Genomic DNA, 24,610 nt, shown 5'->3' with positions numbered 1-24,610 from the left:
CTCCTTTCCTGCAAACTATTGCTGGAAAAATTTGATAACCGTTTCATCTGTATACTGTTTGGAGGGCTCCTTGTCAGTGATGATCGCACATGCCTTGAGCTCTGCAAAAGTTACTGAACTTACCACACCGAACTTGGAGTGGTCGGCAAGAATATAAGACATATAAGAATGTTTGATCGCCTCAGCTTTGACCATGGCCTCGTCAACGTCAGGGGTGGTGAACCCTGCTTTCAATGTGATACCATTGGTGCCCATGAAGGATTTGGTGAAGTGATAACGTCTTATAACATCAACGCAATCTGATCCTATTACGGCTTCAGTTCTGGCCTTGACTTTGCCACCTATGATTATGGTGTCGAGATGGCGTTCTATGAGGCGTTTGGCATGAACTATACCATTAGTAATATATTTGGCTTTGGTATTGGTAATATAGTCGATAAGCTTAAGTGTAGTCGTACCGGAATCAATGTATACGAAGTCGTCGTTGACAATGAGAGAAGCGGCGTAGCGGCTTATTTCATCCTTGGCTTCAACATTTTTTAAGAGCTTTTCTTTAACAGCATCTTCGCCTGTATTTATGCTTCCAACAGAAGTTGCACCACCGAAGACTTTGATAATACGATGCTCTTTATCAAGCTCAGTAAGGTCACGCCTTATAGTCGCTGCAGAAGTCTCAAGCTCTTCTACAAGCTCTGCAACAGTTACAGCATTCTTTTCGTTTACGATGCGGGTGATTATGTCCCGTCTTTCCTGTGTCAGCATATATACCTCGGTTTTTATAAAAAGTGTTAAAAAAATTAAAAAAACATCCGATAAACTTAAAGGCAACATTATTATGTTTTACAAAAATATCGTATCACCAAAATCAATCAAAATCAATCACAAATAATCAATTTTAATCATAAATTATACAAAATATAAAGGAGGTATCACCTTGGGCTTAGGTAAACTTACGGATGAACAACTCGATATACTTGGAGAGGTTGCCAATATCAGTATGGGAACATCAGCAACGGCGCTTGGTATGATGATCAATCAGAAGGTTAATATCACAACACCCAGAATTGAGGTCATTAATAGAAGCGAATCCCTGGATGATTATTCCAATATATGTATATTTGTACAGATTCATTACATCAAAGGCCTTGAAGGCAATAATATACTCATTCTCAAAGATCATGATGTAAAATGCATGACTGATCTTATGATGGGCGGGGATGGCTCTAATGTAGAAGGCGAGATTACAGATATTCAGCTTTCAGCTGCTTCTGAAGCCATGAATCAGATGATGGGATCAAGCGCCACATCTCTTTCTTCTATGCTGGGAATACCTGTTGACATCAGTACTCCTGAAGTTAAATGGATTGATGTTGAGTCTGTTAAGATCTTTGAGAGAATGTTCGAGACCAATGTTGAGAAGTTTGTAAAAGTTACCTTTAGGATGGAGATTGGAAACCTTGTTGATTCGACAATGGTTCAGCTCTATCCTGAGAATTTTGCGTGTGATATGTGTGAGAAATTCAAGGAGTCCAAGCTTCAAGCCAAAGATACCGAATGATATATAGATGCCCCTGATCAAAGAATTAAATGATTAAAAAAGTCTAAATTATATAAAAGATGATCTATCTGTATTGACAATATGTAGGAGACTACCTATCATAGTTTATGTAACGTGCTACATAAATGTGAAGGCGGTCTCCTTTACTTTTGGAGAAGCCTTTTTTAACGAGTAAAAATGATAAGGAAAAGAGGTGAGAAGTGTATGGGAGAATGTGATCATCAAGGGCCAAAGAGATTTCGCGAAAGAAATCCTGAAATGGAACCAATCGGTCATAAATTCAAGATGATAGCAGAAAAGATTCATAAGCATCAGGATGAAGCTTTGAAAAAAGATGACCTGACTTTTTCACAGATGAGTGTTCTTTTGTGTATTTTGTTTCATGGTGAAGAACCTATTACAACGGGCGAAATCTGTGGCATATTGCAGATCACGCATCCAAGTGCAGTGGGGCTTATCAACAGACTTGAAGAAAAGAAGATGGTCGAAAGGATTCCTAATCCCAATGATTCGAGATCATCTTATATAAAACTTACGGGCAAAGCCTGTGAATTTCTTCAAAAAAACAGAAAATATAATGTTGAGATGGACCATGAAACAGTAAAGGGGTTCTCAGACGATGAGATAAAGCTTCTAAGAAGCTTTCTTGACAGAATATATCTTAATATCGAGAAATTCTGACAAAAACTGATCAAAGGATCTATATGAAAACAATTATTTTTAAAAAAAGACTATATTTAATATAGTCACAAGACAATAAACAGAAAAGGAAATAACAGTATGCTCAAAACACTAGCTAAGCAGTTAAAGGAATTCACCTTTACTGCTATAATATCTCCCCTTTGGATGATAGGAGAAGTTATCTGTGAGATGATCATCCCTGTCCTTATGGGAAGGATTGTTGATAAAGGAATAGGCACAGATGTTGTACCTGGCAATATGGGTTATATAGCAAGTACTGGTCTTGTCATGGTTGTTGTTGCAGCTCTCGGCCTTATGTGTGGCATCATGGGAGGTGTTACGAGATCCAAGGCATCAGCAGGTCTTTCGAGGAACTTAAGAAAGGCAATGCATGACAATATTCAGTCATTTTCTTTTGCCAATATAGATAAGTTCTCAACTTCGGGGCTTGTAACAAGGCTTACTACAGATGTTACCAATATTCAGAACTCATTTATGATGCTTCTGTCTATGGCTGTAAGGGCACCTATGTCTATGGTAGTAGCTATGGTGATGTCTTTTTATTTAAGCCCCAGGATAGCAAGTATATATCTTGTTGCAGTCCTCTTCCTTGCAACGATCATGTTCCTGCTTATGGGAAGTACTACAAGATATTTCAAAAAAGTATTTGAACGTTATGATGCACTCAATGAAAGTGTTCAGGAAAATGTATCTGCTATACGTGTTGTTAAGGCTTATGTTCGTGAAGAATATGAGAATGACAAGTTCAAAAAAGCTGCCTTCAACATCTATGAGATGTTCGTAAAAGCTGAGAAGAAGCTTGCCAAGGTATCTCCTATCATGATGGGCACGGTATATACCTGCATACTTCTTATAAGCTGGGTAGGCGCTCATATGATCGTATCTGATGAACTTACAACAGGTGCGCTTATGTCACTTCTTGCTTACTGCATGAACATTCTTATGAGCCTTATGATGGTTTCTATGGTATTCGTAATGATAACCATGTCAGAAGCAAGTGCAAGACGTATTTCAGAAGTTATCAATGAGAAGAGTTCTATCACCAATCCTGCAAATCCTGTTATGGAAGTCAAGGATGGAAGCGTAGTATTCGATCATGTGAATTTTGCATATAAAGAGGATGCCAAGGAGCCGGTACTCAAAGATATAAATCTTGATATCAAGTCAGGTGAGACTATCGGTATCATCGGAAGTACAGGTTCTGCAAAGTCTTCTTTGGTCAATCTCATAAGCCGTCTTTATGATGTTACAGATGGAGAAGTCAGAGTGGGCGGAATCGACGTAAGAGATTACGACATGGAAGTTCTCAGGAACGAGGTTGCAGTAGTATTACAGAAAAATGAGCTGTTCTCCGGCACAATATATGATAACCTTCGCTGGGGCAAACCTGATGCAACAGATGAGGAGTGCAGAAAGGCCTGCGAGCTTGCCTGCGCAAGTGAATTCATAGACAGGATGCCTCAGGGCTATAATACATATATCGAGCAGGGCGGATCCAATGTATCAGGTGGTCAGAAACAAAGACTTTGTATTGCAAGAGCGCTTCTTAAGTCTCCTAAGATCCTGATACTTGATGATTCTACATCTGCAGTTGATACTGCGACTGATGCCAAGATAAGACAGGCATTTGCTAAGGAGATACCTAATACTACAAAGTTCATCATTGCTCAGAGAATATCCAGTGTTCAAAACTGTGACCGTATCATAGTAATGGAAGATGGTACAGTCAATGACTTTGGTTCACATGATGAACTTATTGCAAGGAATCCTATTTACAGAGAAGTTTATGAGTCACAGACCGGTGCAAGCGGTGATGCTGACTTTGATGAAAAGAACTAAGGAGAATCAGATATGGCAGAAGAAAAAGTCAGAGAGGTTAAAGGCCCGGGCCCAAGAGGACAGCGCGGAATGCCAAAACCCAAGATCAAAAATCCCGGAAAGCTCTTAAAAAGACTATTGGGGTATGTTTTTAAATTTTATGGATTTCAGATGATACTTGTAGGTGTCTGCATAGTTGTTTCAGTTCTTGCTAATATCCAGGGAACTCTTTTTACCAAGACACTTATTGACGGATATATCGATCCGCTTATCAAAACAGTCAGAGAAGGCGGTGAACCTGATTTTGGACCTTTAGGTTTTGCAATACTAAGAGTTGCTTTCTTCTATGCTGTTGGTATAGCTTCGACTTATATTCAGTCGCTTACAATGGTATTCATATCTCAGGGTACATTGAAAAATCTTAGAACAGCGCTTTTTGAGCATATGGAGAGCCTTCCTATCAAGTATTTTGATACTAATGCCCATGGCGATATCATGTCTATTTATACAAATGATATAGATACTCTGAGACAGATGATATCCCAGAGTATACCGCAGCTTCTTAACAGTGCTATTACTATAGTTTCTGTTTTTATCTCAATGGTAGTACTTAATGTACCGCTTACTATCCTTACGATCATCATGGTAGCTTTAATGCTGTTTGCATCAGGGGCAGCTGCAGCTGCTTCAGGACGTAACTTTGTCAAGCAGCAGAAGAATATAGGTAAACTTAATGGCTACATAGAAGAGATGATGAATGGTGAGAAGGTTGTTAAAGTCTTCTGCCATGAAGAAAAGACGATCGAGGATTTCGATAAATACAATGAAGAGCTCTTCGAGAGTGCTTACAAGGCCAATGCATTTTCATCCATACTAGGACCTATTAATGCACAGCTTGGTAATATCAGCTATGTTCTGTGTGCTCTTTTGGGTGGTGCTCTTGCCCTTACGACTTCAAGCTCAAAGGGAGTTGCAGTTGCATTTTTCCTTGCACTTGTAAATCTCTTCGGAACTCTTTCCGTTGGATCTCTTGCAAGTTTCCTTACATTTAATAAGTCATTCTCAATGCCGATCAACCAGGTGTCAATGCAGTTCAACTCTATTATCATGGCACTTGCCGGGGCAGAACGTGTATTCAGACTTCTTGATGAGAAGCCAGAGATGGATGATGGTTATGTAACACTTGTTAATGTTGAGAATAAGGACGGCAAGATCGTAGAAGTTGACCATCATACAGGCTCCTGGGCTTGGAAGCATTTCCATAAAGCTGAAGGAACTACAGATTACAAGCCTCTTCTTGGCGATGTAACCTTTAATGATGTTGATTTTGGCTATACTGACGAGAAGATGGTACTTCATAATATAGTACTTCACGCTGAACCCGGTCAGAAGATAGCTCTTGTAGGTTCTACCGGTGCAGGCAAGACAACTATCACAAATTTAATTAATCGCTTTTATGATATTCAGGATGGCAAGATTAGGTACGATAATATAAATATCAACAAGATATCTAAGAAGGATCTTAGAAGATCACTTGGTATCGTACTTCAGGATACGCACCTCTTCACGGGAACTGTTGCTGAGAATATCCGCTATGGTAAGCTTGATGCTACTGATGAGGAAGTATATGCAGCAGCAAGACTTGCCAATGCTGATGGATTTATAAGACGTCTTCCGGATGGTTACGATACTATGCTTACAGGTGATGGTGCCAACCTGTCACAGGGTCAGCGTCAGCTCCTTGCTATTGCGAGAGCTGCTATTGCAGATCCGCCGGTACTGATCCTTGATGAAGCCACAAGTTCTATTGATACCAGAACTGAGAAGATTGTTCAGGATGGTATGGACAAGCTTATGGCTAATCGTACGACATTTGTAATCGCCCACAGACTTTCTACTATCAAGAATTCTGATTGCATCCTTGTAATGGAGCAGGGCAGGATCATAGAAAGAGGCAATCACGAAGAGCTTCTTGAGAAGAAGGGACGTTATTACCAGCTTTATACAGGTAATAAAGCAGTAACTGCATAAGTGTCATTTAAAATGGAGGCTTTATGGATAGTTTGAGATTGATTCGTAGCGAGCTTGCATATTGGAACGATGATAAGACCAAAGTTGAACTGTATGAAGAGTTCGTCAGGTTTATTCCTGTGGGAGACAAAGCAATAGATGTCAAATATGGCAATATCGCATCCTGCAAGAGATACATCAAAGAGCTTCTTATTACCAGCAAAGGCTCCACTGAAGATGGCTATTATGATATACATTATATCCCTTTGATATTCGAAAATAAGGATATTGCTGAGTATTATTACAGCTTCATAGCAGAACGTACCCAGCAGTTTGCAGATGTTTCAGAGACTGATCGTGAGAACAAGAAGAAAAAGAATGATAATCCTATCTATACGATCCCTTCCACTATGGGATTTACGGAAGGTGTTCTGTATATCTTTGAGGATCATTTCAGTTTCAGAGTCTCTGGCCAGGGTGAAAATGCAAGGCTTCATTATATGGATGTTAATGATGTTGTAAAGAGCTTTGGAAGTATACGCTTTATATATGGACGCAATGAGACTATGACATTCCAGATTCCTAAGGCTGTTTTTGCAGAGATCTTCAAATATCTGGACAACCGTATCAAACATATGCATGTTCACGAAAAAGATGATGCGTCCGAATACGACAGATTCACAAGAACAGGTAAAGGCGCGGGTGTAAATGATATGGTCATTGCAGAATCAGACGCTGCCAGAGGCATGACTGATGATAAAAAGCGTATGACGATATCGGAAACCGGTGGTCTTAAAAGAAGAGAAATATAGAAAAGAATAATTTCAAAAGAAAATAGTTCAGAAGAAACATCTAAAAAATAATTTTAGAAGAAAAGCCTTCCCCGGTATCACTACTTTGGGGAAGGCTTTTTGCTATTCTGATAAACAGGAATCGCAGTATCTCTAATAAACAGGGATCGCAGTATCATTAATAAACGGGAATTTCGGCATATTTAATAAACAGGGACTTCAGCATCCTTATAGTTTAGAAGATCATCCCTTGTTATGATCCTAAATGAAGAAATCTTATAAAAAGCGGATGACCTGAAAGTATCTTCGCCGGATGATGCGAAGCTTTTTTTATGATTGTTTATATCTGAGACAGAAGGGTATATGATCGAAATCTCGACATGAAGATACTGCATCTCTCCAATCGGGAAGTTGTCTGAAACAGGGCCGAAACCAGCTTTTCTCATATAATCGTTATAATCTGCAGATTCATAATAAAGACTTGATAGTTTGGAATCCATATCTGCAAGGAATCCTTGCGCCTCATGGAATGCTGCATAATAATTCTGTGTATAGTCAGCTGATTTGCTGGTAAGATTCATATCAGCAACAGACGTTTCCAGCGACAGTACTGCAAAAGAGGTAAGGCTTAGTGTAAGGAATATAAGTAGTATTGAGGCTGTTCCTATTGGAAGTCCTATATGTATATTTCTGTTCATAATATCTCCTGCTTAGTTACTGCATCAGTATCTTCTGTTAAGCTCCCGTATCAATGTCTCCAAGATACAGATCGATGGGGAGCGTTAGTACTCTGTTTTCTGCATGCTCTTTTAGATTTTCAAAATAAGCATCAGTTATAAGTGTATCAGATAGCTGTATATCATAAATATATATTGATGCTTTACAGGCATAGCCGGCTTCTGCATAGGAATTTAAACCTTCATATACATCTAAGGCGTCTTCAAGGCTTTGAGTCAGGATCAGTTCATAGGCAGTTGATTCTATAGTCTGATCAATGTTGTCCGTCGGGTGGGGGATAGGCTTGAAATCACTGTCATAGAGGATCAGTATAGTGCCTGTATAGTCTCCTTCCTGAGACAATGTCACAGCATATTCGGAATATCTGGATATGATAAGATCGATGTTTGCACCGCTATTAATAAAAACCTGAGCTATATTGTCGGCTTCAATGTAGCTTTGGGTCAGCACCTGAGAATTTTCTGATACGATATGGGCTTTTACAAAAATACGTATGCAAACCACAGCTGTTATCGCAAAGAAGAAGACTGCAATAATAACTTCTATAAGAAAAAGAGAAGATTGATTTCTGGTGTAAGCAGAGCCATCGTTCATGTCTGGCCTCCCTGACTTAGAGGAGATATCAGTACTTCAGTTAGCTGACCTTCCATATCCGTTATTTCGACTGTTATAAGATTTGAACTGGATATCTTGATGTCCATAGCATTCATTTTGATGATGCGCTGACCTGACTGTGGGGATATATCTATGTCTGTTCTCGCAAATACTTCCATAAGGTATCCGTTATATGCATACATATAAGTAGTATAGGAGCTGCCGCCTATAGTCCTTGTGATAGTAAGAGCAGGAATATCGCCTATATCACCTACTGAGATTGCTCCGTTATCATCACTTTGCCTGACTTTCTGGACTATATAAGTTGAAGCGGTCCTTTTGTCAAAATTGCTGTTACTGCTTGAAACGCCGCGCTCATAGATGCTGGCTCCAAGCGCTATGATCAGAACTGCGCAGAAAACGAATCCGAACAGAAGTGATATTATAAAAAATATATCGATTATGTGCCTTTTGTCGTTATCAGGATTCATGCAGATGTTCCTTTCTGCGTTATATTATGAGGTGGGTGTCAAAAGTTCCTTGTGACGCCTTATGACTAACGGATTGTTCCGTTTCTACGAAACTCTCACAATCATCTTATGGTAGTAGCGGTTTTTTTGGACTTGTTAAGAATGGTAACATCAGGATACATATTAGAACCAAAAGCAGTGTAATCTATATAAAAAATATCAGAATCGTATACAAGTCCGTAGTGGTCTTTCAGATAATCAAGATCCGGAGGATAGAAGCCTTCTATTGCATAGCACTGTGCAATATCTTTTTGAAGAGCAAGGACCAGCGAATCTTCCTGATAGGAGAGTGTGCTTTCAGAGAACATATTGATCCCATATAGGAAAAGAGTTATCAGCACGGTACATAGTACTATGTACATTATATTGGACCTTAGTTTTGGCAAAATGCTGTTATTTTCAAATCTGTTAGCCATATGATCTCCTTTGGCATGGCATCATCCGATTGAACTCATGATGCCCATGAGAGGAAGTATTACCGATAGAAGAATAAGTCCTACGATAAGTGAAAGTACTATGACCAATGTGGGTTCAAGTGTAGAAAGGACGAGGCTTATCTTCTTATTGGTCTTCTGTTCATATCTGGTAGAAATCTGGTGGAGGACTTTCTCCATTGAACCGGTTCTGAATCCAACCATTACCATCCTGGTATAAACATTCGAGAAGATATTGGCGTTTTTTAAAGCTTCGGGGAAGCTGTCTCCTTGTTGAATCTGCTTCTGACATATATCGATCTTCTTGGATATCTCTTCGTTTTCGACTATTGATTTTAACAGATTCAAACTTGTATAGGTGTCCATGCCGCTGGATATTGCGAGAGCCATACCGCTTGCAAAGCGGCTTACACCATTATCTAGGAACAGGTCATTTAGAGGCTTTATATGCTTTGATATCTTCTGGAGAAAAGAAAATCCGTGCCTTGTCTGAGTTGTGAATATCATAAAAGCTCCAAGAAGAACCAGTATGACGATAAGTACAAGCGACCAGCGGTTTAATACGCTTCCAAGACTAAGAAGAGTCTGGGACAGGCCGCTCATAGCAGTACCAAGTTGCGCGAACACTTGACTGAATATGGGCATGACCTTGGTAATAAGTACTATAACTATCATTAGTATCATTATGATCATGATCATAGGGTACATGAGGGCGTTTCTAAAATTGTCGGCAAGGTTATCTTCATGCTCGTAGAAGATCTCCAGAGATTCCAGTACGCTGTCAAGGTTACCTGACTCTTCACCTATTTTGATCATGGATATCACATAGGGCGGGAAAACATTGCACATAGATAAAGCAACATGGAATTTCTCGCCTGTTCTAAGGATATGGAAAAGGTTTGATAATAGTTCCTTGCCTGAAGGATCTGTTGTATCTGACATGAGTATGCCGGCGGCCTCTAATGGAGCGATTCCGCTTTTTAAAAGCATGGCATACTGACCGCAGAAACTTGCGGTTTCCTGATTGCTAAGAGCCTTTTGTTTGGGAGCTTTGGATGCTTTTTTCAATGTCAGCCCTTCTTTCTTAATAGATGTATTTGGCGATGTAGCTATCGTCATCTGTTATATAGTTTCGTAGAACATCTTCTGCAGTTGTAGAGCCGAAGGTGGGATCCATTAGCTGCCAGGAAGTTCCGTCAAACTGGACTATTCCGTTGACCCAGCCTTTCTCATCAATATAACAACTGATCCAGGCGTGGTACTCCATTCCTGCATATCCGACTTCCATGTGTGTTGGGATATTCTGTGATCGAAGCATTGCTGACATAAGGCATGCATAATCAATGCATATCCCCTTTTTGGTTTCAAGGACTTCGTCAATGTCCGGGAGGTAGCCACTTTGAACTGTTTCAGCTTCATCGTAGTCATAGGAGATGTTGCTGATCATAAAATTGTAAACATTGGAGATGACATCAAGATCAGAATTGGCACTTAAGGCAAGCTGGCTCCCCATGTCGATTGCTTTCATATCGCTGGTGAACCATACATACTGATTGGGATACAGATAGGGAAGGAACTCATCTTCAAGTGCGCTTTCGATAGTAGCAGTAAGTCCGAGAGAGTATTGATTTCCGGATATATTTTCGTAGATATTTATAAGATATGATCCGGTACCTGCTGAAAGAGGGAAGACTTCATCAAGCCCTCCTCCTGTAGTCATATCATAAGTATATGTAACCTGATCAGGACCTGTGATCTGTAGCTTGACCTTTTCATTGGAACCTGTGTATTTGGCAAAAATATAGCCTTGATCAGAGTTGGAGGCATCTATTATGGCAATATCGTTCTCGTATACTGTAGTGCCTGGTTTCTCCGGCACAAGAACGTGGGGAGTGTTGTCACGACTTCCTTTGACAGTGCTGATCTCATAGCTTGTGCTGCTGACCTGAGCCTTATCTGAAGGTGTGCCGGTATTTGCGCTGCTTTGAGATCTTGTAGTATCGGCGGGCGTAGACGCAGTATTCGAGCAGGCCGATATTATAAGTAGTGATAGAATGAGTATAGCAGGAGTATATAATATTTTTTTTCTATATAAAAAAATCATATGGATTCTCCTGGGTGTCCCCTGTCCTCTGGTACAAGCCTGAAATGCTATATTACAAAAATAAAATGGGCTATCTATGAACATAAACACCTGATCAGGAAGAAGATCACAGGTCGTGGAAAACAGGCTTTCTGTCTTTGAAAGTACAATAAGATGTAAAGCCTGCTTTTAAGGCGGTCTTCCTGGCTCTGTCAAAAGCATATGCCACATGTTCCGGCTTATGAGCATCTGAACCAAATGTTATGATACGTCCGCCAAGCTCTTTGTATCTTGCAAGTATTTCGCCGCAAGGGTTGGGGTCGTTCATACCACTTTGGAATGATTTGGTGTTCACATCGAGACCTTTGTTTTCAGAAATAAGGATTTTCAAGATCTCATCAATTATATCGGAGAATTTTGTAAAGTTATAATCACTTTGACAAGGAATATATCTGACAATATAGTCAAGGTGCCCCAGAACATCGAAGTTATGGAATATTTTGATATTTTCCAAAGTACATTCATAAAATTCTCTTACGGCATCGTCTATGGATCTTCCTTCATAATATGAGGGGTAGTAAGGGTCTTTGTGGTGGCACAAGTGATTGGAACCTATAACAAATTCAAAAGGATATTTGGAAAGAAAATTTTCATTCTGCTTTGTTATCTGGGGCTGGAGCCCAAGTTCTATTCCATAGCGGATGGTGATCCTGGATCTGTATATTTCCTGTAATCTAAGGAAATCCTGTCTATAAGAATCTGCGTCTATCTCAAAAAAACCTTCCGGGTTATCAGGCCCTATCGGATAGTCCAGATCCATGTGCTCTGTGAAGCATATCTCCTGTAAGCCCTTGTCTATCGAGCTTTCGATCATGTTCTTCATGGGAGCTGTGCTGTCTCCGGAATGTTCACTATGCATATGATAATCGGCAATAATATTCATGGATGTGGCCTTTCTGGGTGAGGAGTGTTTTCGTAATTGGATAAAGATATTATTGTGATAATACCATAAGTATGTAGATGTGGTCACTGTGCGATTTTAATATCTTTTAATGTCTTTTAAAGCGTTGTATAAAAAAGTTAATAAGATGAAAGAAAAACGATAAATAAAGCTTCGTATAAAGAGTTGTATAAAGTGGCATATAAAGTGCTGGTAAAGGGATATATATAGATATTATAACGTGTTTGCGTTAATTTATCTGTAAATGTTATCATAAAAACGATAACTTATCAGAACATGTGCTATATTTTACTATATTGTAAGAGAATGGTCTAAGTTATAAGCAATTTTTAAACTTTTTACATTTGCAGACTTGAATTATTCTAATAACTTTTGTAGAATAGAAATTGCTGATAAAAATTTGTCAATCATGGATGGTTTCGTTTTAGAATTCCGTCTTTGAAATTGGAAATAGCAGCAATATAACCAAATATTTCATTTTAGGAGGAACTTAAAATGGCAGTTAAAGTAGCAATCAATGGTTTTGGCCGTATCGGTCGTCTTGCATTCAGACAGATGTTCGAGCACGAAGGAACAGAGATCGTAGCAATCAACGATCTTACAGCTCCTAAGATGCTTGCTCACCTTCTTAAGTATGACTCATCACAGGGCAAGTATAAGTACGCTGATAAGGTTTCTTACGGCGAAGATTCCATTACAGTAAATGGTAAGGAGATCAAGATCTACAAGGAAGCAGACGCTAATAACCTTCCTTGGGGCGAGATCGGAGTAGACGTTGTACTTGAGTGTACAGGTTTCTACACATCAAAGGAAAAGGCTCAGGCTCACATCAACGCTGGTGCTAAGAAGGTTGTTATTTCTGCTCCTGCAGGAAATGATCTTCCTACAATTGTATATAACGTTAACCACGAGACACTTACAGCAGATGACAACATCATCTCAGCTGCATCTTGTACAACAAACTGCCTTGCACCTATGGCTAAGGCTCTTAACGACTTCGCACCTATCCAGTCTGGTATCATGGCAACAATCCATGCTTACACAGGTGATCAGATGATCCTTGACGGACCTCAGAGAAAGGGTGACCTTAGAAGAGCACGTGCAGGCGCTGTTAACATCGTTCCTAACTCAACAGGTGCTGCAAAGGCTATCGGTCTTGTTATCCCTGAACTCAACGGCAAGCTCATCGGAGCTGCACAGAGAGTACCTGTACCGACAGGTTCAACAACACTTCTTTTCGCAGTTGTTAAGTCTGACAAGGAACTTACAAAGGAAGCAATCAACGAGGCTATGAAGAAGGCTTCTGATCCTGAGACATTCGGTTACAACGAAGACGAGATCGTTTCTTCTGATATCGTTGGAATGACATATGGTTCACTCTTCGATGCTACACAGACAATGGTTACAGCTATCGGCGATGGCCTCTATGAAGTTCAGGTTGTTTCATGGTATGACAACGAGAACTCATACACATCTCAGATGGTTAGAACAATCAAGTACTTCGAGAAATTCGTTAAATAATTATTTTTAACCTAGTTCTTGCAGGAGGTCCGGTCCAATAGGACCGAACCTCCTTTTCATTATCGGGCCTTGTACAGATCCGGTTCAATCAAATTCATTCAGGAGGAAATATACTATGGCACTTAATAAAAAGTCTGTAGATGATTTCAACGCAAAGGGCAGAAGAGTCCTTGTTAGATGCGATTTCAACGTACCACTTAAGGAAGGTAAGATTACAGACGAGACACGTATCGTTGCAGCTCTTCCTACAATCAAAAAGCTTATCGCTGATGGCGGCAAGGTTATTCTTTGCTCCCACCTTGGCAAAGTTAAGAACGGACCTAACGAAGGTGAATCTCTTGCACCAGTTGCTGAAAGACTTTCAGAGAAGCTTGGTAAGAAGGTTAACTTCGTATCTGATTACAACGTAACAGGCGAAGCTGCTACAAAGGCTGTAGCTGAGATGGCTGAAGGCGATGTTGTTCTTCTTCAGAACACACGTTTCAGAGGCAAGGAAGAGACTAAGCCTGAAGATGCTGGTGAGAAGTTCGCACAGGAACTTGCTGATCTTTGTGATGACTATGTATGTGATGCTTTCGGTTCAGCTCACAGAGCACATGCTTCTGTATCAGTTGTTACTAAGTATGTTCGTGAAAAGGGCGGCACATGCGCAGTTGGTTACCTCATGCAGAAGGAGATCGATTTCCTTGGTAACGCAGTAGAGAACCCTGTTCGTCCATTCGTTGCTATCCTTGGCGGTGCTAAGGTTGCTGATAAGCTCAATGTTATCAACACTCTTCTTGAGAAGTGCGATACACTTATCATCGGTGGTGGTATGGCTTACACATTCCTTAAGGCTAAGGGATATGAAGTTGGTAAGTCACTTCTCGATGAGACTAAGGTTGATTATTGTAAGGAAATGATGGAGAAGGCTGATAAGCTTGGCAAGAAGCTTCTTCTTCCTGTTGATGCTGTATGTATCGACGAGTTCCCAAGCCCTATCGACAATCCTTCTATCAACACAACAGTTGTAGATGCTGATAAGATCCCTGCTGACAAAGAGGGTGCAGATATCGGACCTAAGACTATCGAGCTTTACTCAGAGGCAGTTAAGTCTGCTAAGACTGTAGTTTGGAACGGACCTATGGGCGTATTCGAGAACCCTGTTCTTGCTACAGGTACTAAGGAAGTTGCTAAGGCTCTTTCAGAGACAAGCGCTACAACAATCATCGGTGGTGGTGATAGTGCAGCTGCTGTTAACCAGCTTGGTTATGCAGACAAGATGAGCCACATCTCAACAGGTGGCGGTGCTTCTCTTGAATTCCTTGAAGGCAAGAAGCTTCCTGGCGTATATGCTGCAGACGACAGAGCATAATTTGCGCGAATAAGCAGAGTCAGATGAGAAAACATGTAGATGGATGCTTGCATACAGATACATGTTTTCGAATATGACGAGCAACGCGAACGAGGAAATGCGTAGCATTTTCGAGTCTGCTTATGAACAATCAAAATTCGGAGGAATAACATAATGGCACGTAGAAGAATTATTGCCGGCAACTGGAAGATGAACATGACACCTTCAGAAGCTGTAAAGCTTGTTGCTGAGCTTAAAGATTTAGTTAAGAACGACGATGTAGACGTAGTATACTGCGTTCCTGCAATCGACATCGTTCCTGTAGTAGAAGCTGTAAAGGGTACTAACGTAAATGTTGGTGCTGAGAACTTCTACATTGAAGATAAGGGTGCTTTCACAGGCGAGATCTCAGCTCCTATGCTTGTAGATGCCGGTGTTAAGTACGTTATCATGGGACATTCAGAGAGAAGAGATATCTTTGGTGAGAATGATATCCTTATCAACGCTAAGGTTAAGAAGGCATTTGCTGCTGGCCTTAAGCCTATCCTTTGCTGTGGTGAGTCACTTGCTCTTCGTAAAGCAGGTACTTACAAGGAATGGATTGAAAGACAGATCACATGGGATCTTGACGGCGTAACAGCTGATCAGGTTAAGAATCTCGTAATCGCTTACGAGCCAATCTGGGCTATCGGAACAGGCGAGACAGCTACAGCTGATCAGGCTCAGGAAGTTTGCGGATTTATCCGTGAGCTTATCGCTAAGCTTTATGATGATGCTACAGCACAGGCAGTTCGTATTCAGTACGGCGGATCTATGAATGCCGGCAACGCTGCTGAGCTTCTTTCAAAGCCTGACATTGATGGCGGTCTTATCGGTGGAGCAAGCCTTAAGCCTGACTTCGGTAAGATTGTTAATGCTTGATGCATAATGCTTTGAATTTGTAAATGTTTATTAAGAGCTGTTTTCTTTAGGTACTTCCTTTGGGAAACAGCTCTTTTTACTCTCTACATGAGGTTATATATGAAGAAGGTTTGCGATTATTGTAATTCTCAATACGACGATACCTTGGAAAAATGTCCAAATTGTGGTGCTCCTAATGATAATGTCAGGAAAGCAACCGGTGTTCCGACTACAATAGAGGAGCTTAAGAAGTGGTACGATGATCATCATCTGCCACCGGAAGATGTCACGAGATTTTTTATCGGAAAGAATATAAAAGAACCTAAAGCATTCGGTATCTATAAGGATGATTCAGGTGATTTTGTTGTATATAAAAATAAGGCTAACGGCCAAAGAGCGGTGAGATACAAGGGCGGCGACGAGTCTTATGCCGTTAATGAACTGTATCAAAAGCTTAAGGATGAGATTGTAAGGCAAAAGGCAGATAATGCAGCAAGAAGATCCGGCCAGAGCAATCACAGAGTTGGAAAAGCGGTAAACAGGACTTGGAATTATATAAGGTATGGCTTTTGGGGAATCATTGGGCTTTCCTTTGCAGCGGCGTATTCAAATATATTCCAATATGTTGCCTGGGTAGCGGTTCCTGTTATACTCTATTGTGCATGGAGAGCATATAAAAATCCGGCATTTAATAAGAAAAATGTTATAAGGAATGCTATCATAGCCATCATTGCAGCTGTCATCTTGACTCTTGTCGGCGTTTTGCTACAGCCGGTCAATAAAGACGGTTATTACTTAATAAACGGTAATACCTACTACAGCAGGTATGATTCGTGGTATGCCTATGATCCTGAGATTGATGACTGGTACTATTATGGCACAGATCCTTATATAGGCTCTGATACTGAGTACACTGACTATTATGAAGGCTCGTACTCATATTCTGATGATAGTATTGGAACATCATTTACTGATAGTGACTATTATGAGGAGAATTTCAGCTCTTCAGATTCTGACTGGGACTCTGATTCAGACTGGGATAGCAACGATTCCTGGGATTCGGGCGGTTCGGACTGGGATTCCGACTGGTAATCAAGAATATTTATTTGGTGTCATTTCAATATCCCCAAAGGCTATCATTATTTGAGAGTCTTTGGGGATGTTTTGCTGTGCAAGTTTAACTTTGCTGAGCAAGATTTTTGTATCTTTTGAAGGGCAGGTTATGTATAATAAGCGTTGGTATTTAAGACAGTAGGAGATGATGATATATGATAAAAGCACTTGTTTTTAGTGATTCACATGGGAATCAGGCTTATATGAAGCAGCTGATCAAGGATGAAGCACCTTTTGACGTACTGATACATGCAGGCGATCTTGAAGATACACTTGAGAATGTTCTTGGGCCTGTAGACTATCATACGCATATAGTTAAGGGTAACTGCGATTATGGCAGGAACCTACCTCTTGAGAAGATATTCAAGCTTGGCGGAAGGAATGTGCTGCTGCTTCATGGTCATTCCTGCGGCAATATGCATTGCCATCCGGGGATGGATATGAACAGGATGGTATATTATGCTCAGAGTAAAGGCTGTGATATGCTTATATACGGTCATACACATATTCCTCATTACGAAGTTCTTGATGATGGTTTTATAATCCTAAACCCCGGCAGTATCTCACTTCCGAGACAGTCTGATATGAACAGGACGTATGCAGTACTTGAAATTGAGGATACAGAAGTTAAGGTAACACATAAAAAATATCAGGCATAAGGATGGTTGAGTAGCCAAATAGGTCTATCGACGAGAAAGTGGAACACTTTCAAACTTATTCTCATATTTATAAATGCATTAATCGTAACAAAGAGGTTAAATACATGAGTTTTAAGGACAATACTGATAATAACAACATAATCCTAATAGGAATGCCAGCCTCCGGCAAGAGTACACTTGGAGTAATTCTTGCTAAGGTTCTTGGCTATAACTTTATAGATTCAGATATTCTCATTCAGGAAAAACAGGATCGAAAGCTTAGTCAGATCATAGAAGAAGACGGCATAGATTCTTTTATCGAGATAGAGAATGAAGTTAATGCTTCTATAGACGTACAAAGGACAGTTATTGCAACTGGTGGAAGCGCCGTATATGGCGATAAGGCTATGCAGCATTTTAAAAATATCGGAAGAGTTATATATCTTCATGTAGAATATGACCGCCTTGTAAAACGCCTGTCTGATATCAAACAGCGCGGAGTAGTAATCCGTGACGGCCAGACTTTTGAGCAGCTCTATGACGAACGTGTAAGACTATATAATAAATATGCTGATATAACAGTCACAGAGAATTGTGAAAATGTAGAAACAGTACTTGCAGATCTTATAAAAGAGCTTGGTGAGGCATAAAAACCGGTTTTATTATCGGTTTCAATAAACTGCTTTGATCATCAGCTCTTATAAACGTTATTGGCAGGGCTTTGACAATGCACCTTGACACAATGTAAAATAGATAACGGACGTTATAAATATTTCATAAGGGGGAGCACAATGTCACGCAAAGCCACAATAACACAAAAAGAGATTGTAAATGCTGCATTTAAGATCACCAAAAAAGAGGGGTATGAAGCAATAACGTCAAGAAAACTTGCCGCAGCTGCAGGTTGTTCGACACAGCCTATTTTCCGTATTTATGATAATATGGACGGGCTCAAGGAAGATGTATTTAATAAAGCTGCGCTTTTTTATGAAGACTATTATGCATCCTATCCTAAGAATAACAGTACACCTTTTGTAGACCTTGGAATGGCATACATTGAGTTTGCTCAGAAATATCCTAACCTTTTCAGACTTTTGTTTTTGTCAGGCAATAATGATGAAGAGAAGAGTATGTATGCGCTTGTTAACGGTGAACAGGAATATGTTGTCAAGGAAGTTGACCGTGCAAGAAGCCAGGGCGTCAAAGAGCCTGAACAGCTTTTTATGAAGATGTGGATCTTCATCCATGGAAGCGGATGTATGGCTGTTACGGGAGATTATGATCTAAGTCATGACGATTCGATAGGGCTTTTGGAAGCTGCATATCAGTCGTTCAAATAAAGGACTATAAAAAATAAAGAAAAGATATATATGAAAAATATTGCAGTAATTGGCGCAGGCGCTGCCGGAATGATGGCGGCAGCCGCTGCAGCTGAAAGTGGCGCTAAAGTCACTATATACGAAAAAAATGAAAAAGCTGGAAAAAAGATATATATTACCGGTAAGGGCAGATGTAATGTAACCAACAATGTCGATACCGACATGTTCTTTGGCAATGTATGCCGAAATCCCAAATTTTTGTACAGTGCTGTTTATGCTTTTGATCATGACAGTGTGTGCGACTTTTTTGAGAAAAACGGTTGCCGTCTTAAGGTTGAGCGTGGAGACAGGGTTTTTCCTGTTTCTGATCATTCATCAGATATCATAGGAACGCTTGTTAGATATCTTCAAAGATTGCATGTCAAGATCTCATATAATAGTGAAGTTACAGGGATAGAATATGAGGATGATAAGGTAGTAGCTATAACTGTCGGCAGGAAGGAGAAGATACCTGTTGATGCTGTTATAGTATGTACAGGCGGTATTTCGTATGAGAGTACCGGCTCTACAGGTGATGGATACAGATTTGCACGTAAGGCAGGTCACAGCTTGTCACAGCCATTCCCAAGTCTTGTCCCTTTTGAAGTCAAGGAAGCCTGGGTTAAGGAACTTCAGGGCCTTTCTCTTAAGAATGTCAGCATTAAAATGGTTGCCTGTGAAGATGAAACTGAGGATGAAGACGCCAGGTTTGCTAACTCTAAAAATCTCGAAGTCAAGAAGCTTGGAGTTGTAAAAAAGGCGGAAATTCCTTCTGATAATGCTGTAGGCGTTGCAAGTTCTGAAAAGAAGAAAAAGAAAAACAAAAATTCCAAGAGTGTCTATGAAGGCTTTGGCGAAATGCTTTTTACACATTTTGGAATAAGCGGTCCGCTTATACTTACGGCTAGTACCCGCTATGAAGAAGGAACCAGATACAAGATCCATCTTAATCTGAAGCCTGCTCTTACCAAGGAACAGTTGGACAAGCGTATAATACGTGACTTTGAAGAGGGTAATAAGAAAGTTTTCAGAAATGTTCTTGGAGGTCTTTTTCCATCAAAGCTCATACCTGTGATAATAAATCTGTCTGGGATTGCACCTGACAAGAAGGTCAGTGAGATCAGTAAGGCGGAGCGTATGAAGCTTGTGGATCTGACCCAGGATCTTGTGATGACGGTTACAGGGACCAGAGGATTTAACGAGGCTATAGTAACTAAGGGCGGAGTTAATGTCAAAGAGATAGATTCTTCTACAATGGAGTCGAAGTTTCGAAAAGGCTTATATTTTGCCGGAGAAGTTCTTGATATAGATGCTGTGACAGGAGGCTTCAACTTACAGGTTGCATGGTCTACAGGGCATCTGGCCGGAGTTTGTGCGGCTATGGAAGAATAAAAAATATGAACAGTTAACAAGGAGAAGTTATTAAATGAGTCATCAGATTGCAATAGACGGACCTGCAGGAGCAGGAAAGAGCACCATCGCAAAATTAGTATCAGGTAAGCTTGGATTTATCTATGTGGACACAGGAGCTATGTATAGAGCAATGGCTCTGTATCTTTCCAGAATGAATGTAAATCCTGACAATGCAGATGAAGTTGGAGAAAAGGCTCAGTCAGCTGAGATCACTATAAAATATGTGGACGGTGAGCAGGTTGTAATGCTTGGAGATGAGAATGTCAACGGTCTTATCAGAAGCCCTGAGGTAAGCGCTATGGCTAGTAGGACATCTCAGGTAGCAAGACTTAGAGAAAAGCTTGTAGAGCTTCAGCAGAAGCTTGCTGAGACTGAAAACGTAGTAATGGATGGTCGCGATATTGGAACAGTAGTACTTCCAAATGCTGATCTTAAGATCTATCTTACAGCAAGCGTACAGGTCAGAGCTATGAGAAGATACAAAGAGATGATCGCCAAAGGCCAGGAGGCTGTTCTTGAAGAGATAGAAAAGAATATAGAAGACAGAGATTATCGTGACATGCACAGAGAGGCATCACCTCTTAAGCAGGCAGAGGATGCTGTACTGGTTGATACTTCTGATATGTCAATAGAAGAGGTTGCCGATAAAATAATTGAATTGTATAATAGCTAATGGCTTGCGACTTGTTGGGAGCAGATAAATGTCTGCTGATAAGGTAATTATAAAGAAACAGATATAAAGAAACAGATATAAAGAAACAGATATAAAGATGTGACTACCAATAAGTGATCAGATTAGGTATACTAATAGTATGATGACTTTGGGGCCTTTTATAGACTAAGTATCATGCATTAGTTGTCAAAATATGTCTATGGTACCTATATCATAGTATGACCAGGGAGTCATAGTAATACGTTCGCTGAGAAAGGAAGTTTTGGTATGGAAGTAATCTTAGCTGAACATGCAGGATTTTGCTTTGGTGTTAAGAAAGCTGTTGACACCGTATATGAGCAGGTAGAGCATAAAGATAAGAAAATTTATACATACGGTCCTATAATTCATAACGAAGAAGTTGTAAAGGACTTGGAGAGTAAAGGCGTTGAAGTTGTAAATAATGTAGATGACCTTTCGAATGTGTCAGAAGATGGTACAATAGTTATAAGGGCACATGGGATCCCTAGGGAAACTGAGGAGAAGATCAAGCAAAAAGGTATCTCTTACGTAGATGCTACCTGTCCTTTTGTAAAGAGAATACACAGGATAGTTGATGAGGAAAGTCAAAAAGGAAGAACCATTGTCATAACAGGTAATGCAAAACATCCTGAAGTTGAGGGTATCGTGTCATGGGCAAATGGACCGGTTTATGTAATCGAGAGCCTTGAAGATGCCCAGAAATTCGCGCTTCCTGTGGAAACGGAGCTTACACTCGTCTCTCAGACAACATTTAATTACAAAAAATTTAAAGATGTAGTTGAAATTTTCAATGGCAAAGGCTACAATATTAATATTGTGAATACTATCTGTAATGCTACACAAGAGCGACAGACCGAAGCAGAAAAAATTGCTGCTGAGGCTGATGCCATGATAGTAATCGGTGGAACATCAAGTTCCAACACACGGAAACTGTATGAGATTTGCTCCGGCAAATGTAAGCATACATATTTCGTACAAACAGTAGATGACTTACCCAAGGATTTTCCTGAGGGTATATATAAAGTGGGAATTACCGCTGGGGCGTCAACCCCGAAGAATATTATTGAGGAGGTTCAGACATATGTCAGAACAGGAACAGACATTTGAGCAGATGCTCAACGAGTCATTCAAGACAATTCATACAGGGGAGGTCGTTGAAGGTACTATAATCGATGTAAAACCTGATGAAGCCATCCTCAACATTGGTTACAAGTCCGACGGTATTCTTTCCAGAAATGAGTACAGTAACGATAACAGCCTTGATCTTACAACAAAGCTTAATGTTGGAGACAAGATGGATGTCAAGGTTCTTAAAGCCAATGATGCAGATGGACAGGTAGTACTGTCATACAAGAGACTTGCTCTTGACCGTGGCAATAAGAAGATTGAAGAAGCTTTCAATAACAAAGAGACACTTTCTGCTAAGGTTGTACAGGTTCTGGAAGGTGGTCTTGTAGTAGTTGTTGATGAAGTTAGAATCTTCATCCCTGCAAGCCTTGTATCAGATACTTATGAAAAGGATCTTACAAAATATCAGGATCAGGAAATCGAGTTCGTAGTAACAGAGTACAATCCTCGCAGAAGAAGATACATCGGTAACAGACGTATGCTTATCGCTGCTGAGAAGGCTGAAAAGGCTAAGGAACTTTTTGATAAGATCCAGGCTGGTGACATTGTAGAAGGAACAGTTAAAAACGTTACAGATTTCGGTGCATTCATCGATCTTGGCGGTGCTGATGGTCTTCTTCACATTTCTGAAATGAGCTGGGGCCGTGTTGAGAGTCCTAAGAAAGTATTTAAAGTTGGCGATACTGTTAAGGTTCTTGTTAAGTCTATCGAAGGCAAGAAGATCGCCCTTTCCAGAAAGTTCGAAGATGGAAATCCATGGAAGAACGCTTCTGAGAAGTATGCAGTAGGTAATGTTGTAAGTGGTAAGGTTGCTCGTATGACAGATTTCGGCGCATTTGTTGAGCTTGAATCCGGTATCGATGCACTCCTTCATGTATCACAGATCTCTAAGGATCATATTGATAAGCCTGCTGATGTACTTAAGGTTGGTGATGAAGTAACAGCTAAGATCGTAGACTTCAACGAAGATGAGCACAAGATCAGCCTTTCTGTAAAGGCTATGCTTGCTCCTGAGAAGAAGGATGACAACGAAGATGTTGCTTCTGTAGATATCGATCAGGTTATCTCTGAGCAGACAGAAGAGTAATATTTAGTATTACTAATCTATCAATTTAATTGGTAAAGATAAGCTCCGATGGCGATAATGCTATCGGAGCTTTTTTATTTGCTTTTGGTGACGGAACTTGAAAATGAGGCTTAATTAATGCTTTTAATGTTGTTCTAATTATTTTGTCATGTTTCGTATTAATCTTTTGTATAGATCATCCGATATTCTTTATGTAGTATCTGTATAGTAATATATCGTGTGTCTTGACGACACGTATCTCTGAACATAAAAGCAGGGATATATATTCTGTGGAGGTTACAAGTATCATGGCTTATGATTATGAGTGGTTCAAAAAAGCAGTTTACGACCTGACCAAGATAGATCTGAATGCCTATAAGGAAAAACAGATGAAACGCCGTATAGATACTCTTATCGGCAAGTATGAGGTAAAAGGATACGACCAGTTCATGGATCTGATCAAGAAGGACAAAGAAGTACTTCATGCCTTTGTTACATATCTTACCATCAACGTATCGGAATTCTTCCGTAATCCGGATCAGTGGGCTCTTATGGACAAAGATATGGTTCCGGAACTAATGGGCAAGTTTGGCAAGAATCTTAAGATTTGGAGTGCTGCATGCTCGACAGGTGATGAGCCATATACTATTGTAATGCTATTATCTCGTCATGTGCCTCTTAATCAGATCAATATACTGGCTACTGACCTTGATTCTGTTGCTATTGCCAAAGCTAAGATGGGCATTTATGCAGAGAAGGAGATAGCCGGAGTTCCCAAGGATCTTAAGGATAAGTATTTTACCAAGAATTCAGACGGAACAGTAACTATCTCTAATGAGATCAAGAGCCGCGTAACATTCAAACAGGCAGACCTTTTAAGAGATCCTTATCCCAAGGATTATCACCTGATCGTATGTCGTAACGTTCTTATCTACTTCACAGAAGAAGCTAAGGATGAGACCTTCAGAAAATATTATGATTCGCTGGCTCCGGGCGGTATCCTGTTCATTGGTGCTACAGAACAGATAATAAATTATAAGGATATCGGATTTGTAAGAAAGAACTCTTTCTACTACGAAAGACCGAAGGGATAACATATATAGTATCTGGAATTGTTATCAAGGCTATGACCATAAGAAAATGTGCTCGTGTCTGGCTTGTATGACAATAGGATTTGGATTTGCTGAACCAATCCGGGACAATACCTGGATTTTAACTGCATCAACT

General features: G+C 40.1%; 25 protein-coding genes. 17 read left to right on the top strand and 8 right to left on the bottom strand.

Going from position 1 to position 24,610, the window contains the following annotated elements; genetic code table 11:
* Positions 1–15 precede the first annotated feature (15 nt).
* Positions 16–762 (bottom strand): DeoR/GlpR family DNA-binding transcription regulator, encoded by a 747-nt coding sequence (locus BMX21_RS02765; protein ID WP_022752643.1) that lies wholly within the window; start codon positions 760–762, stop codon positions 16–18.
* Positions 763–934: 172 nt separating this feature from the next.
* Between BMX21_RS02765 and fliY the strand changes: the two genes are divergently transcribed.
* The 5 genes from fliY (at position 935) to BMX21_RS02740 (ending at position 6,900) form a co-directional block, all read left to right on the top strand.
* Positions 935–1,558, top strand: coding sequence for a flagellar motor switch phosphatase FliY (gene fliY, locus BMX21_RS02760; protein ID WP_022752642.1), 624 nt, complete (start codon positions 935–937; stop codon positions 1,556–1,558).
* A gap of 204 nt (positions 1,559–1,762) precedes the next feature.
* Entirely contained in the window at positions 1,763–2,239 is a 477-nt protein-coding gene (locus BMX21_RS02755; protein ID WP_177173892.1) for a MarR family winged helix-turn-helix transcriptional regulator, read from the top strand.
* A 99-nt stretch (positions 2,240–2,338) separates the two neighbouring features.
* Positions 2,339–4,099 (top strand): ABC transporter ATP-binding protein, encoded by a 1,761-nt coding sequence (locus BMX21_RS02750; protein ID WP_092041061.1) that lies wholly within the window; start codon positions 2,339–2,341, stop codon positions 4,097–4,099.
* A 12-nt stretch (positions 4,100–4,111) separates the two neighbouring features.
* Positions 4,112–6,109: an ABC transporter ATP-binding protein gene (locus BMX21_RS02745; protein ID WP_022752639.1), complete on the top strand. Its 1,998-nt coding sequence runs from the start codon at positions 4,112–4,114 to the stop codon at positions 6,107–6,109.
* Between the two features lie 23 nt (positions 6,110–6,132).
* Positions 6,133–6,900 (top strand): hypothetical protein, encoded by a 768-nt coding sequence (locus BMX21_RS02740; RefSeq protein ID WP_092041059.1) that lies wholly within the window; start codon positions 6,133–6,135, stop codon positions 6,898–6,900.
* A 182-nt stretch (positions 6,901–7,082) separates the two neighbouring features.
* Here BMX21_RS02740 and BMX21_RS02735 read toward each other — a convergent pair whose 3' ends face one another.
* From BMX21_RS02735 to BMX21_RS02705, 7 genes are all read right to left on the bottom strand, one after another.
* The gene (locus BMX21_RS02735; protein ID WP_022752637.1) at positions 7,083–7,577 is read right to left on the bottom strand and encodes a hypothetical protein; all 495 of its coding nucleotides are present in this window, start codon (positions 7,575–7,577) and stop codon (positions 7,083–7,085) included.
* Positions 7,578–7,614: 37 nt separating this feature from the next.
* Entirely contained in the window at positions 7,615–8,211 is a 597-nt protein-coding gene (locus BMX21_RS02730) for a hypothetical protein (protein WP_092041056.1), read from the bottom strand.
* Positions 8,208–8,702: a DUF4860 domain-containing protein gene (locus tag BMX21_RS02725; RefSeq protein ID WP_022752635.1), complete on the bottom strand. Its 495-nt coding sequence runs from the start codon at positions 8,700–8,702 to the stop codon at positions 8,208–8,210. Before BMX21_RS02725 ends, BMX21_RS02730 begins: the two co-directional genes overlap by 4 nt.
* A gap of 101 nt (positions 8,703–8,803) precedes the next feature.
* Positions 8,804–9,157: a hypothetical protein gene (locus BMX21_RS02720; RefSeq protein ID WP_092041053.1), complete on the bottom strand. Its 354-nt coding sequence runs from the start codon at positions 9,155–9,157 to the stop codon at positions 8,804–8,806.
* A gap of 21 nt (positions 9,158–9,178) precedes the next feature.
* Positions 9,179–10,243 carry a type II secretion system F family protein gene (locus BMX21_RS02715; protein WP_027203573.1) on the bottom strand — a complete coding sequence of 355 codons (1,065 nt, stop codon included), beginning with the start codon at positions 10,241–10,243 and terminating at the stop codon, positions 9,179–9,181.
* A 16-nt stretch (positions 10,244–10,259) separates the two neighbouring features.
* Positions 10,260–11,279, bottom strand: a complete 1,020-nt coding sequence (locus BMX21_RS02710; protein WP_092041046.1) for a transglutaminase-like domain-containing protein — start codon at positions 11,277–11,279, stop codon at positions 10,260–10,262.
* A 106-nt stretch (positions 11,280–11,385) separates the two neighbouring features.
* Positions 11,386–12,201, bottom strand: a complete 816-nt coding sequence (locus BMX21_RS02705) for a histidinol-phosphatase HisJ family protein (RefSeq protein WP_092041043.1) — start codon at positions 12,199–12,201, stop codon at positions 11,386–11,388.
* A 513-nt stretch (positions 12,202–12,714) separates the two neighbouring features.
* On the opposite strand from BMX21_RS02705, the gene gap reads away from it, so the two are divergent.
* From gap to BMX21_RS02645, 12 genes are all read left to right on the top strand, one after another.
* Positions 12,715–13,740 (top strand): type I glyceraldehyde-3-phosphate dehydrogenase, encoded by a 1,026-nt coding sequence (gap, locus tag BMX21_RS02700; protein ID WP_027203570.1) that lies wholly within the window; start codon positions 12,715–12,717, stop codon positions 13,738–13,740.
* 115 nt (positions 13,741–13,855) lie between these two features.
* Positions 13,856–15,094 carry a phosphoglycerate kinase gene (locus tag BMX21_RS02695; RefSeq protein ID WP_092041040.1) on the top strand — a complete coding sequence of 413 codons (1,239 nt, stop codon included), beginning with the start codon at positions 13,856–13,858 and terminating at the stop codon, positions 15,092–15,094.
* Positions 15,095–15,247: 153 nt separating this feature from the next.
* Complete coding sequence (tpiA, locus tag BMX21_RS02690) at positions 15,248–15,994, top strand: triose-phosphate isomerase (protein ID WP_022752628.1); 747 nt, start codon at positions 15,248–15,250, stop codon at positions 15,992–15,994.
* A 99-nt stretch (positions 15,995–16,093) separates the two neighbouring features.
* Positions 16,094–17,065, top strand: a complete 972-nt coding sequence (locus BMX21_RS02685) for a hypothetical protein (protein WP_092041037.1) — start codon at positions 16,094–16,096, stop codon at positions 17,063–17,065.
* A 176-nt stretch (positions 17,066–17,241) separates the two neighbouring features.
* On the top strand, positions 17,242–17,745 hold the full coding sequence (locus BMX21_RS02680; RefSeq protein WP_092041034.1) for a metallophosphoesterase family protein: 504 nt from the start codon (positions 17,242–17,244) through the stop codon (positions 17,743–17,745).
* Positions 17,746–17,849: 104 nt separating this feature from the next.
* A complete protein-coding gene (locus BMX21_RS02675; RefSeq protein WP_092041030.1) occupies positions 17,850–18,374 on the top strand; it encodes a shikimate kinase in 525 nt (174 codons plus the stop codon).
* Between the two features lie 141 nt (positions 18,375–18,515).
* Positions 18,516–19,064, top strand: a complete 549-nt coding sequence (locus BMX21_RS02670) for a TetR/AcrR family transcriptional regulator (RefSeq protein WP_022752624.1) — start codon at positions 18,516–18,518, stop codon at positions 19,062–19,064.
* A 30-nt stretch (positions 19,065–19,094) separates the two neighbouring features.
* A complete protein-coding gene (locus BMX21_RS02665) occupies positions 19,095–20,474 on the top strand; it encodes a BaiN/RdsA family NAD(P)/FAD-dependent oxidoreductase (RefSeq protein ID WP_092041027.1) in 1,380 nt (459 codons plus the stop codon).
* Between the two features lie 34 nt (positions 20,475–20,508).
* On the top strand, positions 20,509–21,168 hold the full coding sequence (gene cmk / locus BMX21_RS02660; protein WP_092041024.1) for a (d)CMP kinase: 660 nt from the start codon (positions 20,509–20,511) through the stop codon (positions 21,166–21,168).
* A gap of 267 nt (positions 21,169–21,435) precedes the next feature.
* Positions 21,436–22,296, top strand: coding sequence for a 4-hydroxy-3-methylbut-2-enyl diphosphate reductase (gene ispH, locus BMX21_RS02655; RefSeq protein WP_022752621.1), 861 nt, complete (start codon positions 21,436–21,438; stop codon positions 22,294–22,296).
* Positions 22,271–23,404 (top strand): 30S ribosomal protein S1, encoded by a 1,134-nt coding sequence (gene rpsA, locus BMX21_RS02650; protein ID WP_092041021.1) that lies wholly within the window; start codon positions 22,271–22,273, stop codon positions 23,402–23,404. The genes ispH and rpsA overlap by 26 nt, the downstream gene beginning before the upstream one ends.
* A gap of 287 nt (positions 23,405–23,691) precedes the next feature.
* The gene (locus BMX21_RS02645) at positions 23,692–24,477 is read left to right on the top strand and encodes a CheR family methyltransferase (protein ID WP_022752619.1); all 786 of its coding nucleotides are present in this window, start codon (positions 23,692–23,694) and stop codon (positions 24,475–24,477) included.
* Positions 24,478–24,610: the final 133 nt, after the last annotated feature.

Origin of the sequence: Butyrivibrio sp. TB (assembly GCF_900110805.1) — a bacterium.
Lineage (GTDB): Bacteria > Bacillota > Clostridia > Lachnospirales > Lachnospiraceae > Butyrivibrio > Butyrivibrio fibrisolvens_C.
This window is presented reverse-complemented; position numbering and strand designations above follow the sequence as displayed.